The sequence below is a fragment of the Saccharopolyspora erythraea genome, from assembly GCF_018141105.1.
GTDB classification, from domain to species: domain Bacteria; phylum Actinomycetota; class Actinomycetes; order Mycobacteriales; family Pseudonocardiaceae; genus Saccharopolyspora_D; species Saccharopolyspora_D erythraea_A.
In genome coordinates this window covers 7,923,568-7,936,851 of the sequence record NZ_CP054839.1, presented here as the reverse complement: position 1 = coordinate 7,936,851, position 13,284 = coordinate 7,923,568, and the positions used below count along the sequence as shown (strand labels likewise).

Below are 13,284 nucleotides of genomic sequence, written 5' to 3'. Positions count from 1 at the left end.
GCTCTGCGCGGACGACCGATTCCGCAGCCCCGGCTGTTCCATGGCCCTGGGATGGAGGCATTCCTCATGAGCTCTGAGCTACTCCTGCTCACCAGCGACCGCGACTGCCAGACCGTGCTGCCCGCACTGGGTCTGCTGCCGCACCGGGTGCGCGTGCTGCCTCCGGAACCGGGCGCGATCCTCTCCGCGGGCACCCACGACGTGGTGCTCGTCGACGCCCGCACCGACCTGGCCGGCGCCCGCGACCTGTGCCGCGTGCTCGCGGTGGGCGACGCTCCGGTCCTGGCGGTGGTCAACGAGGGCGGTCTGGTCACCGTCAGCGCCGAGTGGGGCGTGGACGACATCCTGCTGCCGACCGCCGGTCCGGCCGAGGTCGACGCCCGGCTGCGGCTGCTGACCACGCGGCGCGGCGCCGACGCCGGCGAGGGCGACGGCTCGCTGACCGTGGGCGACCTGGTCATCGAGGAGGCGACCTACACCGCCCGCCTGAAGGGCCGCGCGCTGGAGCTGACCTACAAGGAGTTCGAGCTGCTGAAGTACCTCGCCCAGCACGCCGGCCGGGTGTTCACCCGCGCCCAGCTGCTGCAGGAGGTCTGGGGCTACGACTTCTTCGGCGGCACCCGCACCGTCGACGTCCACGTGCGGCGGCTGCGCGCCAAGCTCGGCCCGGAGTACGACGCCATGATCGGCACCGTGCGCAACGTCGGCTACAAGTTCGTCCGCCCGTCGCGCTCCAGCCAGCCCGCGTCGCCGATCGTCGCAGAGGAACGGCAGGAGGCAGAGGTGCTGGCCGACGCCCCGGCGCAGCGCGGCGAGGAGTCCGCGGTCGCCCGCTGACCCCACCACCGACCGCGCGGCCCCGGCCCTCCCGAGCGGAGGACCGGGGCCGCGTTGTTGATCGAGGTCACCGGTTCCGGCCACGGTCGAAGGGGCCGGTCGCCCGCCCGGACCGGTACCGTTCGAGGCGTGCAGCTCACGTGGCGAAACGGACTTGATGAGGCGGAAGCGGCCGAGGTCATGGCCCTGCTGCAGGAGACGGAGCAGGCCGACGGGGTCGCCCCGGTCGGCGAGCACGTGATCCTGCGGCTCAAGGCGCACCTCGACGTCGTGCACCAGATCGAGCCGGTGCAGGCCGACGTGCCCGGCTCCGAGCACTTCATCGTGCGCGACTCCGGGGGCGAGCTCGCCGGCTACGCGCACGTCGACACGGCCGAGGAGAAGACCGCGGGGCAGCTCGTCGCCGAGCTGGCGGTGCACCCGCGTCACCGGCGGCGCGGCGCGGGGGCGCGGCTGGTCGAGGCGCTGCTCGACCGCGCGGACCTGCCGGTCGAGCCCAGCCCCGACGACACCGACACCGCGAGGCTGCGGATCTGGTCGCACGGCGAGCACCCGGGCGCGCTGCGGCTGGCCGAGCGCTACGGCCTGGTGCGCGCGCGTGAGCTGTGGCGGATGGGCCGCTCGCTGGACGCCGAGCTGGCAGAGGCCGAGCTCCCGCCGGACGTGACGATCCGTGCATTCCGGACGGGTGTGGACGAACCAGCCGTGGTCCGGGTCAATCACCGTGCGTTCTCATGGCACCCGGAGCAGGGCGCCATGACCGAGGACGATCTTCGGGTCAAAGAACGCGAGGACTGGTTCGACCCCGCCGGTTTCCTGCTCGCAGTGGACTCGCGCGACACGCTGCTGGGCTTCCACTGGACCAAAATTCACCCGGACGGCACTGGTGAGGTCTACGTGGTCGGCGTCGACCCCGACACGCAGGGTAACGGTCTCGGCCGGTCACTCACGGTGGCCGGTCTTCGCCATCTGCAGGCGAAGGGCTGTGGCCAGGTGATGCTCTACGTGGAGGCGGACAACACCGCGGCGGTCAAGGTCTACCAGCGGCTGGAGTTCGAGCGCTGGGACACCGACGTGCAGTTCGGGCGGTAGTCCGTACCCTGCGCGGCAGGTCACTGACCGCAAACGCCGAGATCACGGTGGGATTGCGAGATCACCCGGTGGGACGTGTGTCTCCTTACTAAGCGTGCCTTGTTCACCTGGGGTTCACCTCCAGGGCGGCGCGTGTCCACTCCGGCTGCTTAGCGTTCTGAACGGCGGCAGACAGCTACGGGCTCGGGCCCTGCCGCGCAACCGCCGATGTTTCCCTGAGTGGAGGAACGAAGTGAAGATCAAGCGGCACAGCGCTGCGCTCGGCTTCATCGCAGCGGGCACGCTCGTGCTCTCCGCCTGTGGCAGCGACCAGAACGTGCCCCAGGGGGGCGGCAACCCCGCGCTGGACGCCGTCCAGGTGGAGTGCGGCACCAAGCCCGTCTCGGCCGAGGGTTCGTCGGCGCAGAAGAGCGCGATGGACGTCTTCGCCCGCGACTACGGCCTCAAGTGCGCCGACCAGAAGCTGAACTACACCAAGTCCGGTTCCGGCAAGGGTGTCGCCGCCTTCACCGCCGGCCAGATCGACTTCGGCGGCTCGGACTCGCCGCTGAGCGACGAGAAGGGCGAGGTCGCCGCCGCCGCCCAGCGCTGCCAGGGGAACCCGGCCTGGAACATCCCGATGGTCTTCGGCCCGATCGCGATCTCCTACAACGTCCCCGGGGTCAGCGACCTGACGCTGAACCCGGACGTGATCGGCAAGATCTACCAGGGCCAGGTCAAGAAGTGGAACGACCCGGCGATCGCCGCGCTGAACCCGGGCAAGCAGCTTCCGGACATCGACATCGTCCCGTTCTTCCGCTCCGACGAGTCGGGTACCTCCGACAACTTCCAGAAGTACCTGAGCACGGCGACCAACGGTGCGTGGACCGGTGAGGGCAAGCAGTTCCGCCCCGGCCCGGGCGTCGGCCAGGGCCGCGACGGCAGCGACCAGGTCGCGCAGTCGGTGAAGGCCACCCCCGGCGGCATCACCTACGTCGAGTGGTCCTTCCCGAAGAACCTCGGCCTGGGCATCGCCAAGATCGACAGCGGCGCGGGCCCGGTCGAGCTGAACACCGCCAACGTCGGCAAGGCCATCGAGGGCGCCAAGATCGAGGGCCAGGGCAACGACCTGAAGGTCGACCTCGACTCGATCTACGGCAACAAGGCCCCAGGTGTCTACCCGGTCGTGCTGAACACCTACGAGATCGTCTGCTCCAAGGGCTACGACCCGGAGACCGCCAAGGCCGTCAAGGCCGTGCTGACGGTGGCCGCCAACGCCAACCCGCAGGAGCTGGAGAAGGCCGGGTACGTGCCGCTGCCCGAGGCCTTCAAGACCAAGGTCCTCGAAGCGGTCAACGCGATCTCCTGATGCAGGGAGCCGGCGGGTCCGTCCGGAGCAGCCACCGCTGCCCCCCGGATCCGCCGGGCCGAGAAGTGAGAGGCTGCAACAAGCAGTGACCGACTCCACGAGAGCCGAGACACGCCCTGCGGGCACCGGTGAGGACACCGGTGCCCCGCGGGGCGTTTCGGCGCCCAGCCCCGGACCGGAGGCCACCATTTCCGCTCCAGAGACCACAGCGGACGCGCCCGGCATCTCGTCGGGCAAGAAGGTCGTCCGCATCGGCGACCGCGTGTTCTCCTCGATCGCGACCGGATCCGGCGCGTTCGTCGTGGTGCTCATCGCGGCGATCGGGATCTTCCTCCTGATCCGCGCGGTGCCCGCATTGCAGGTCAACCAGGAGAGCTTCCTGTTCAGCGGTGTCTGGGACACCCGCAACCCGAGCAGCCTGCACTTCGGCGTGCTGTACCTGGCCTGGATCACGGTGGCCAGCTCGCTGGTCGCGCTGATCCTGGCGATGCCGATCTCCTGCGGGATCGCGCTCTTCCTCACCCAGTACGCGCCGCGCAACCTGGCCCGCCCGTTCGCCTACATCGTCGACCTGCTGGCCGCGGTCCCGTCGGTGATCTACGGCCTGTGGGGCTTCCTGGTGCTGGCGCCGGTGCTCAAGCCGATCGCGATGTGGATGAACACCAACCTCGGGTTCATCCCGCTGTTCGCCGACGGCAACTCCGACACGCTGATCAGCGGCGGCAACGTCTTCACCGCGGGCGTCGTGCTCGCCGTGATGATCATCCCGACGATCACCGGTGTCAGCCGCGAGGTCTTCCAGCGCACGCCCACCTCGCACATCGAGGGCGCGCTGGCGCTGGGCGCGACCCGATGGGAGGTCGTGCGCACCACGGTGTGGCCGTTCGGCCGCAACGGCTTCATCGGCGGCTCGATGCTGGGCCTCGGCCGCGCGCTCGGCGAGACGATGGCGCTGACGATCATCCTCAGCGCCACCTTCGACGCGCCGCGCTACAGCATCTTCGACGCCGGCGCGACCTTCGCGTCGAAGATCGCGCTCGGCTCCGGCGAGTTCAACAACAACCTGCAGGTCGGTGCCTACATCTCGGCCGGTCTGGTGCTGTTCATCATCACGTTCGCGGTGAACGCGCTGGCCAGGTGGATCGAGAGCGCCAGCGGTAAGGGGAAAGAATGAGGACCGACACCGCCGACGTGGACCGGCTGGCGACGCCCCCGGCGTTCCAGCACCTCAGCCTCGGCCGGAAGCTGAAGAACAACCTGGCGACCACGCTTTTCGCCGCCGCGTTCGTGCTGGCCGTCATCCCCCTGCTCTGGGTTCTGTTCACGCTGCTGCAGCGGGGACTGACCCCGCTGCTGAGCGCTGACTGGTGGTCGCACTCGTTCTACGGCCTGCTGCCCAACGACTTCGGCGGCGGCATCTACCACGCGCTGGTCGGCACCCTGATGCAGGGACTGGTCACCGCGGTCATCGCGGTGCCGCTGGGCGTGATGGTCGGCATCTACCTGATCGAGTACGGCCGGGAGTCGCGCCTGGCCAGGGTCGCGACGTTCATGGTCGACATCCTCAGCGGCCTGCCCTCGATCGTGGCCGGCCTGTTCATCTACGCGCTGTGGATCACCACTTTCGGCCTCACCCGCAGCGGCTTCGCGGTGGCGCTGGCGCTGCTGCTGCTGATGCTCCCGGTCGTCGTGCGCGTCACCGAGACGATGCTGCTGATCGTGCCGGACGAGCTGCGCGAGGCGTCGTACGCGCTGGGCGTGTCGAAGTGGAAGACGATCGTGCGGATCGTGCTGCCCACGGCCCTGTCGGGCATCCTCACCGGCGTCATGCTCGGCCTCGCCAGGGTGCTGGGCGAGACGGCGCCGCTGCTGATCCTGGTGGGCTACGCCAGCTCCATCAACTTCAACCTGTTCCAGGGCGAGATGGCGTCGCTGCCGCTGACCATCTTCATGGAGCGCAGCACCGGCACGGCTGCCGGTGACGCGCGGATGTGGGGCGCCGCGCTGACGCTCGTCGTCGTCATCATGCTCATCAACCTCTTGGCGACGCTGTTGTCCAAGATGGTCGCGGTCAAGACCAAGTAGGGCGGTATCCAACTCATGGCCAAGCGTCTCGACATCAAGGACCTGAACCTGTTCTACGGCAAGTTCCACGCCGTGCAGGACGTGACGTTGCAGGTGCCCGCCCGCAGCGTCACCGCGTTCATCGGCCCGTCGGGTTGCGGCAAGTCCACGGTGCTGCGCTCGCTGAACCGGATGCACGAGGTCATCCCGGGCGCGCGCGTCGACGGCAAGGTCCTCCTCGACGGCGAGGACGTCTACGACGGCAAGGTCGACCCGGTGCAGGTGCGCCGGACGATCGGCATGGTGTTCCAGCGGGCGAACCCGTTCCCGACGATGTCGATCAGGGACAACGTCGTGGCCGGGCTGAAGCTGTCGGGCGAGAAGAACAAGAAGCACCTCGACGAGATCACCGAGAGCGCGCTGCGCGGCGCGAACCTGTGGGAAGAGGTCAAGGACCGGCTCGCCAAGCCGGGCGGCGGCCTCTCCGGCGGTCAGCAGCAGCGGCTCTGCATCGCGCGGGCCATCGCGGTCAAGCCGGACGTGCTGCTGATGGACGAGCCCTGCTCGGCGCTCGACCCGATCTCGACGCTGGCGATCGAGGACCTGATCGCCGAGCTCAAGCAGGAGTACACGATCGTCATCGTCACCCACAACATGCAGCAGGCCGCCCGGGTCAGCGACCAGACGGCGTTCTTCAACCTGCGTGCCGTCGGCCAGCCCGGCGAACTGGTGGAGATCGACGAGACCGGCAAGATCTTCTCCAACCCGAACCAGAAGGCGACCGAGGACTACATCTCGGGTCGGTTCGGTTAAGGCGCCAGATGGCGCCTTAAAACGGCGCGGTAGCGCCATCCGGCCGGAGGTTGAAGCGCCAGATGGCACTTCAAAATGGCGCGGTAGCGCCATCCGGCCGCAGGTCGGATGAGCTTTACGGGGTTGGGACCGAGCGGTCCCAACCCCGTTTTCGTCTCTGCGGGCGGGGGCGCGGGAGTTTTCGACGTACTCACCCTGGCTTTGCGGGTCGCTTTGGGTGTGTGGTTTCTGGGGCGCTCGCCGCCCCCAGGCCCCCGGCAGGTCTCCGGGATGAGCGGGTTTTCGAGGCATCCTGCGGTGGGGCGGTTGGCGGTTCTCATCCCGTCGACCTCCACGAGGGCTATCAGACCGCGTCAAGGGGGCCGGCTTTTCGAGGCAGCCTGCGGTTGACATCTAGCGGGCCCCCTTGACCCGGTCTGCTCGGGCTGGCGCCAGGTCGACGGGATGAGAACCACGGCACCGCCCTGTTGGGGGCGTTGCCGTGGGTGTTCGCTCAGGCTGCCGGAACTTTGTCCAGGAAGCCGAGTACGGACTTGATGCGTCCGGTGTCGTCGAGGACGGCCACGTCGAAGCCGGCCACGACCGCTTCACCGCCCTCCGGCCCCAGCTCCCAGGTGAAGCGGCCGATGTGGTGGTGGGCGTCGACGGGCTGTCCGAGCCGGAAGTCGAAGTCGGGGAACTGCCCCTGCACGGCCGCGATCATGCCGTCGATGGCGCCCCTGCCCGCCACGTCGGCGAGCGGGTCGGTGTAGGTGGCGTCTTCGGTCCAAAGCTGGTCGATGGCGGCGCGCCTGCGCTGCGGGTCGCGCTCGTTCCAGCTCGCGATGTAGCGGCCGATGATGTCGTCGAAGTCGCTCATGGTGCTTCCCCTCGGAGGGTGCGGGCCCCGGTTGGCCCGTCGTTGCGATCAATGCTGGGGTGCCGGGGTCGTCGCGTCGATTACCTCCGGGGTAATGGCCCTGGCGACTAGATTTCCTGTTGTGGCTACGACGAAGCGGGCGGTGGGAGAGCTGCTGCGCGAGTGGCGTGAACGACGCAGGCTCAGCCAGCTCGCGCTCTCCATCGAGGCGGACATCTCCACCAGGCACCTGAGCTTCGTCGAGACCGGGCGGTCGCGGCCGACCAGTGACATGGTGCTGCGCCTTTGCGAGCACCTGGACGTGCCGCTGCGGGAGCGGAACGGCCTGCTGCTCGCCGCCGGGCACGCGCCGGTCTACCCCGCCGGCGACCTCGGCACACCGGAGATGAGCGAGGTGCGCGCCGCGCTGCGGCAGGTGCTCACCGGGTACGAGCCCTACCCCGCGCTGGTCGTCGACCGCGGCTGGAACCTCATCGACGCCAACGCCGCCGTGGGGATGTTCCTGGCGGGTGCGGACGAGGATCTGCTGGTCCCGCCGATCAACGTCCTCAGGCTCAGCCTGCACCCGCGGGGCATCGCTCCGCGCATCGCCAATCTCGGCGAGTGGCGTGCCCACGTCCTCGGACGCCTGCGCAGGCAGGCGGACGCGACCGCGGATCCGGGACTTGAGCTGCTGCACCAGAAGTTGCGCGAATACCCGTGCGACCAGCCGGAACCCGACATCGAACGTCCGGTGGCCGGGGAGGTCGCGGTCCCACTGCGCTACCGCCACGAAGGCCGTGAGCTGGCGTTCATCAGCATGACCGCCGTTTTCGGCACCCCGCTCGACGTCACCCTCGCGGAACTGGCGATCGAGTCCTTCCTCCCCGCCGACCCGGCGACGGCCGAGGCACTGCGCGACGCGTAGCGAGCGGCACTTCTACTTCAGTGCGTGGTCGGCAGGCTGCCGGCATTGGTGCCGAGCGTGGACAGGAACGTGCGCACGCCCTCCTCCCACCCATCGACGTGGGGGACGCTGGTGTGGAAGGCCACCACGGACAACGCCAGGTGCAGAGCGCGGAGCTCGGAAAGGGCGCGCATCCGGTCGGGGTCGGGGTTGTGGTGGCGGGCGACGGCATCCGGGTCGGACCAGAACAGCATCGAGAGGTCCCACTCCCGGGGGCCGAGGCAGGTGTCCTCGAAGTCGCACCACACCAGGCCATCGCGGCCGTGGATGAGAGTCTCGGTGTGAAGGTCGCCGTGCAGCGGCTGGAGGTCGCCGCTCGGCGCCTCCCACCATGGCCGGAGGCGGTCGGCGGCCGACCGGAGCTGGTCGATCTCCTGGTCGGTCAGCACGCCCCTGGCGCGGTCCAGCGCGGCAAGGCCGAGCGGGACCTCGTTCGCCACCGGGGCCAGCAGGGGCAGGTTGCCCGGGTACTCGCGCAGGACGCTGTGGAGGTCGACGAGCATCGCCGCGTAGTCGTCGGTGCTCGCGGTGCGGTCGGGGTCGGGCTCCACGTACGACCAGAAGGTGATCGTGAACCCGTCGTGCTCGTGCGGTCCCGGGGGCAGCTCGCCGCTGGGCGTGATCACGGGTGCGCCCTGCCCGGCCAGGAAGGTCGTCATGTCGATCTCGCGGCGGAGCCAGTCCGCCATCGGTTGCCGCAGCTCGGTCAGGTGGGTCGGGATCCTCGCGACCACGGGCGCCGGCCGCAGGTGGACCACCACCGAGACCACGTCGGCGAGCACGGTCGGCTCCTCGACCCGCAGCCCGTGCGACCGGGCCAGGCCGACGGCCGCGTCCACGGCGCGCGACGACTTCTCGGCATGCCATGGCGGCAGCCGCTGCCGCAACTCATCCAGCGTCGACACCGAGCGCCACCCCCAACTACCAACGGCAATTCGTGCCGCTCGACGGTAGCGCGGCGCACCGGAATCGGCCGATTGGCGCTGTGCGGCCGTCAGGTGTACTGGTCGGCGATGGCGGAGATGAAGGCGCTCGAGTCCTTCGGGTTGAGCGCCGCCTTGCACACGTGCTCGAACGCCGCGAGGTAGCCGCGGGTGTCGGCGGGCTTGTCCAGGAACCGCGAGTTCGCCGTGTCGCCGACGTGCACCACCTGCGGGTCGGCGTCGTCGGGGAACGAGAACACCGAGATCCGGTCGCCCATGAGCGGATGCCCGCCCGCGGCGAAGGGCAGCACCTGGATCGTCACGTTGCGCCGGTAGCCCATCAGCACCAGGTGCTCGAGCTGCTGGCGCATCACGGCCGGGCCGCCGACCGCCCGCCGCAGCGCGGCCTCGTCGAGCACCGCCCACAGCTCCAGCGGCTGGTCCCCGAGCAGCCGCTGCTGCCGGGTGTGGCTGACCGTCATCCGCTCGTCGAGCTCGGCGGCGGACGGCTCGGAAAGGCCGAACACGGCGCGGCCGTAGTCGGCCGTGTGCAGCAGCTCCGGGATCGGGTCCGCGCCGTAGCAGCTGACCGCCTTCGCCGCGGTCTCCAGGCCTAGGTAGGTCTCGAAACCCGGGCGCTGCGCGGTGGTCGGGTACTGCTGCCACCAGCCGCGCTGCTTGGAGTCCTGCGCGAGGTCGACCAGCGCCGCCACCTGCTCGTCGGTGGCCCCGTAGAACTCGGCCATCAGCCGCACGTCGGAGGTGCGCACCGGCACCCTGCCCAGCTCGATCTGGCTGATCTTGCCCTGGGAGCAGTCCAGGTGGGCCGCGACCTCGCGGTGGGTGCGCCCGGCGCCGTCGCGCATCTTGCGCAGCTCGGCGCCGAGGCGCCTGCGGTGCACTGTCGGGCTCTTACGCACGCCGCACCTCACGTGGCGGCCGGATCGCTGCTCTCACCCGATCGAGGATCGCACAAGACGATCGAGCTAGCGAGCAATGAGACCGAGTATTAATACGCCGATCTCGGCACCCGCTCCGACCTGCGTGAACGGCTCAGCTCGTCGGCATCTTCCCGGTCACGGTGAACACGACCCGCCGCGCCACCGACACCGCGTGGTCGGCGAAGCGCTCGTAGAACCGGCCCAGCAGCGTCACGTCCACCGCGGCGGCGACACCGTGCGACCACTCGGGGCTCATCATCACGGTGAACAGGTGGCGGTGGAGGTCGTCCATCTCGTCGTCGTCCTCCTCCAGCCCCCGCGCAGCCTCGACGTCCTGGGTCTGGATGACGGTGCGGACCCGGCCGGCCAGCTTGACGGCGATCCGGCCCATTTCGGCGAAGTGGGGCTGGACGTCCTCGGGCAGTACGGGGTGCGGGTGCCTGCGGCGCGCGGTCTTGGCCACGTGCAGGGCCAGGTCGCCCATCCGCTCCAGGTCCTCCGCGGCGTGGATGGTGGAGATGACGGTCCGCAGGTCGCCCGCGACCGGCGCCTGGAGGGCGAGCAGCCCGAAGGCGTGCTCCTCGGCGCGCGCCCGCGCCTCGTCGACCTGGACGTCCTCTTCGATGACCTGCTCAGCGAGTCCGAGATCGGTCTCCAGGAGTGCCTTGGTGGCGCGCTCCATCGCCGTGCCGACCATCGTGGACATCGAGGCGAGCTCATCGGCGAGCTTGCCGAGCTGTTCCTGGTAGACCTCACGCATACGGACCAGAGTACGTCTCGGAGGAATCGGACAAGGCGCGCCATGGTGAACCAGGGGTGAACGAGTCGTGATCGACCCGTTCGGCGCAGAGCAGGACTGTGTCCTGGCTCACTTGGCGCATACGTCGGTGCCCGCGTTGACCGTCGCGAGGTTGTCGGGCACCTGCGCGGGCGCCGTGCTCGGGGCGTGCACCGCGCCGTCGAAGCCCGCGCCCAGCTCCAGCCGCAGCACCGACCCGGCGGAGGCGTCCTCGACCAGCTGGGCGCCCGGGACGCTGCCCGCGAGCAGCTTGGCCGCCTCGGCGTTGGCCGGGCTGTGCTTGATGACCGTCCCGCTCGCGGCGGGGCCGGACTGACCGGTGCCCGTGACGTTGAACCCGAACTCCCGCAGCCGGTCACCGGTGGTCGACGCCAGGCCGCTGGACCCGGTGGTGTTGACGACCTCCACCTTGACCTGCGACGGCTGGAGCGCCGGCAGCGGGCGCGCGGTGAAGGCGGTCGCCATCGGGCCGGTGCCGCCGCTGGGCGTGGAACCGCCGGTCCCGCCGCCGCTGGCGGGCGGGGTGACCGGGACGCCCTCGATGATCGCCCGGAACAGCGCCTCGTTGTCGGCCGCGCGCAGCTCCTCCCGCCCGTCGTCGTTGGCGTAACCGGTGGTCGGGACGGTGATGAAGGTGACCTTGCCGGGATCCAGGCCCTGCATCGACTGGCCGAGCTCGAGCAGCCGGTCGGTGCCGACGTTCTCGCCGAATGTGTTGGCGGCGACCGCGTCGACGAAGCCGCTGAGCTTGTTCGGGTCCAGCAGCACCTGGCCGGACATCGTCTTGCGCAGCAGCGCCGACAGGAACAGCTGCTGGCGCTGCATCCGGCCGTAGTCGGCGGTCACGTCGCCCTGCACGTGCCGGGCGCGCACGTAGCTCAGCGCCTGCTGGCCGGTCAGGTTGTAGTGGCCGGGGTTGGGCAGCACGGTGCCGATCACGTCGTCGACCACGGGCTTCTGGGTGCAGATGTCGACGCCGTGCACCGCGTCGACCATCGACTTGAAGCCCTGGAAGTCGATGCCGAGGAAGCTGGTGATCGACAGCCCCGAGAGCTGCTGGATGACCTTGGTGGTGCACTTCGGCCCGCCCACCGCGTAGGCCTGGTTCAGCTTCGCCTTCTCCTGCGCGGGCGCCTGCTGTCCGGTGTACTTGCCGGTCGCGGCGTCCCACCGCTCGCACGCCGGGATCGCGACCTCCAGGTCGCGCGGGAAGGACACGACCACGACGCGGCTGCGGTCGGCCGGGATGTGGGCGATCATCGTCGTGTCGGCGCGTGCGCCGGGCTCGTCCTCGGTGTTTCCCACACCGTCGCCGGCGGTGGCACCCGCCCGGGTGTCCGAGCCGATCAGCAGGAAGTTCTGGTCACCGGTCTGCTTGGCCGCGTCCTTGATGTCGCCCGAGTTCGGGTCGAGCGAGGCGACCTCGCGGAACCTGGCGTCCACCCATGTCTTGGCACCCCACATGGTGCCGATCGTGACGAATATGGTCAGCGCGGCGGCCACCGCGAGCGCCTTGACGAGCAGGCCGGTGCGCCGCTTTCGCTGCTGGCGCTTCCACTCCACGCGGGAGGCCCCGGCATCGCGCCCCTCGACGTAGTCGAACGGCATGTCGGTGCCGAGCTCGGGCTCGCGGCGCTTGCCGAACAGCCACGAGTACTTCTCGCGGCGCGCGGCCTCCTCCTCGGCGATCTGGTCGTGCACGGCCGAGAAGCGCGCCAGCGTCGCGTCGATCGCGCGGACCTCGTCGTTGTCGTCGCCCTCGTCATCGTCGTCGAAGTCGTCGAATGCGTCGGCCTCGGACTTGTCCTTGGACTGCGAAGAGCTCGCGTCGGTGCCCAGGGCCGCGACTATGGACGTCTTGTCGGCGGAACTGCCGCCGACCGGCCGCGCGAGCACGGTCGCGTCGGGGCCGGAACCGTCGTCCTCGGACGTTTCGCGCTTGGGCTGCTTGGCGGCCGGAACCCTCGCGACGACCGTCTCGTCGCCGCTCTGCGGGCCCGGCTCGGCCGGAACCGCGGCGTGCTGGGTCGTCGCCTCCAGGTCGGGGTCCGGCGCGGGGCGGCCGGGCGCCTTCGCGCGCGGCGGTCCGCTAAGCCGGCCCGGCGCGGGACCGGAGGCGGGCGCACCGGGGCCCGCGGGTGCCTGCGGACCGGCCGGCGGTGCGGAAGGCCCGGAAGCCGGGCCGCCCAGAGCTTCGGTTATGCGCGTCGCCTCGGCGGCGGAAGCGTCCGCGGCGCCGCCATGGCGGCACCCGCCGCTCCGCTGCCGCGGCGCCCATGGGCGGCGGCCCGCCGGCGGGACGGGGCGGTGCGGGACGGCCGCGTCGGCCCGCGGGCGGCTCGGCCGGACGCCGGGTCGCGTCCGGGCCCGGAGCAGGCGGCTCACCGCGGCCAGGGGCCTGCGGACGCCGAGGCGGCGTCCATGCGTCGTGCGAAGAGGAACGCGGGTCGGCAGCTGGAGGCGGGGCAGGCCGCTCAGGAGCCGGACGCTCGGGCCCCGGAGGGGGACCAGGACGGCGGGAAGCGTGCGGAGCGCGCGGATCGGCGCCGCCGGGCGGACCTTGCGGCGGACGCTGTGCTTCCGGCGGCTCCGGCTGCACGTGGCGTCCGGTTCCCTGCGAGACGGCTCGACGGCCGGAAGGCCGCGGCTCGTCGGCCGACGG

General features: G+C 70.4%; 12 protein-coding genes. 7 read left to right on the top strand and 5 right to left on the bottom strand.

What is annotated here, in order from left to right; genetic code table 11:
* Positions 1-66 precede the first annotated feature (66 nt).
* From HUO13_RS35745 to pstB, 6 genes are all read left to right on the top strand, one after another.
* Positions 67-837, top strand: a complete 771-nt coding sequence (locus HUO13_RS35745) for a winged helix-turn-helix transcriptional regulator (RefSeq protein WP_211899247.1) — start codon at positions 67-69, stop codon at positions 835-837.
* Between the two features lie 129 nt (positions 838-966).
* Positions 967-1,929 carry a mycothiol synthase gene (gene mshD, locus HUO13_RS35740; RefSeq protein ID WP_282975493.1) on the top strand — a complete coding sequence of 321 codons (963 nt, stop codon included), beginning with the start codon at positions 967-969 and terminating at the stop codon, positions 1,927-1,929.
* A gap of 232 nt (positions 1,930-2,161) precedes the next feature.
* Complete coding sequence (pstS, locus tag HUO13_RS35735; protein ID WP_211899246.1) at positions 2,162-3,277, top strand: phosphate ABC transporter substrate-binding protein PstS; 1,116 nt, start codon at positions 2,162-2,164, stop codon at positions 3,275-3,277.
* A gap of 85 nt (positions 3,278-3,362) precedes the next feature.
* On the top strand, positions 3,363-4,451 hold the full coding sequence (gene pstC / locus HUO13_RS35730) for a phosphate ABC transporter permease subunit PstC (RefSeq protein ID WP_432757805.1): 1,089 nt from the start codon (positions 3,363-3,365) through the stop codon (positions 4,449-4,451).
* Positions 4,448-5,362: a phosphate ABC transporter permease PstA gene (pstA, locus tag HUO13_RS35725; RefSeq protein WP_211899245.1), complete on the top strand. Its 915-nt coding sequence runs from the start codon at positions 4,448-4,450 to the stop codon at positions 5,360-5,362. Before pstC ends, pstA begins: the two co-directional genes overlap by 4 nt.
* A 15-nt stretch (positions 5,363-5,377) precedes the next feature.
* Positions 5,378-6,154, top strand: a complete 777-nt coding sequence (pstB, locus tag HUO13_RS35720) for a phosphate ABC transporter ATP-binding protein PstB (RefSeq protein WP_211899244.1) — start codon at positions 5,378-5,380, stop codon at positions 6,152-6,154.
* A gap of 493 nt (positions 6,155-6,647) precedes the next feature.
* Here the strand turns inward: pstB and HUO13_RS35715 are convergent, their stop codons facing one another.
* The gene (locus HUO13_RS35715; protein ID WP_211899243.1) at positions 6,648-7,013 is read right to left on the bottom strand and encodes a nuclear transport factor 2 family protein; all 366 of its coding nucleotides are present in this window, start codon (positions 7,011-7,013) and stop codon (positions 6,648-6,650) included.
* Between the two features lie 94 nt (positions 7,014-7,107).
* On the opposite strand from HUO13_RS35715, the gene HUO13_RS35710 reads away from it, so the two are divergent.
* Entirely contained in the window at positions 7,108-7,920 is an 813-nt protein-coding gene (locus HUO13_RS35710; RefSeq protein ID WP_211899242.1) for a helix-turn-helix domain-containing protein, read from the top strand.
* Positions 7,921-7,937: 17 nt separating this feature from the next.
* On the opposite strand, the gene HUO13_RS35705 is transcribed toward HUO13_RS35710, so the two are convergent.
* From HUO13_RS35705 to HUO13_RS35690, 4 genes are all read right to left on the bottom strand, one after another.
* On the bottom strand, positions 7,938-8,864 hold the full coding sequence (locus tag HUO13_RS35705; protein ID WP_211899241.1) for an aminoglycoside phosphotransferase family protein: 927 nt from the start codon (positions 8,862-8,864) through the stop codon (positions 7,938-7,940).
* Positions 8,865-8,953: 89 nt separating this feature from the next.
* Positions 8,954-9,802: a helix-turn-helix domain-containing protein gene (locus HUO13_RS35700; RefSeq protein ID WP_249124314.1), complete on the bottom strand. Its 849-nt coding sequence runs from the start codon at positions 9,800-9,802 to the stop codon at positions 8,954-8,956.
* A 133-nt stretch (positions 9,803-9,935) separates the two neighbouring features.
* Positions 9,936-10,583: a phosphate signaling complex protein PhoU gene (gene phoU / locus HUO13_RS35695; protein WP_211899240.1), complete on the bottom strand. Its 648-nt coding sequence runs from the start codon at positions 10,581-10,583 to the stop codon at positions 9,936-9,938.
* A 108-nt stretch (positions 10,584-10,691) separates the two neighbouring features.
* Positions 10,692-13,007, bottom strand: a complete 2,316-nt coding sequence (locus tag HUO13_RS35690) for an LCP family protein (protein ID WP_249124313.1) — start codon at positions 13,005-13,007, stop codon at positions 10,692-10,694.
* Positions 13,008-13,284: the final 277 nt, after the last annotated feature.

Excerpts from the sequence above, each read along its gene's own strand:
- HUO13_RS35710 (WP_211899242.1), top strand. The coding sequence starts at position 7,108 with ATGGCCCTGGCGACTAGATTTCCTGTTGTGGCTACGACGAAGCGGGCG.
- phoU (WP_211899240.1), bottom strand. The coding sequence starts at position 10,583 with ATGCGTGAGGTCTACCAGGAACAGCTCGGCAAGCTCGCCGATGAGCTC.
- HUO13_RS35745 (WP_211899247.1), top strand. The coding sequence starts at position 67 with ATGAGCTCTGAGCTACTCCTGCTCACCAGCGACCGCGACTGCCAGACC.
- HUO13_RS35715 (WP_211899243.1), bottom strand. The coding sequence starts at position 7,013 with ATGAGCGACTTCGACGACATCATCGGCCGCTACATCGCGAGCTGGAAC.
- pstA (WP_211899245.1), top strand. The coding sequence starts at position 4,448 with ATGAGGACCGACACCGCCGACGTGGACCGGCTGGCGACGCCCCCGGCG.
- pstB (WP_211899244.1), top strand. The coding sequence starts at position 5,378 with ATGGCCAAGCGTCTCGACATCAAGGACCTGAACCTGTTCTACGGCAAG.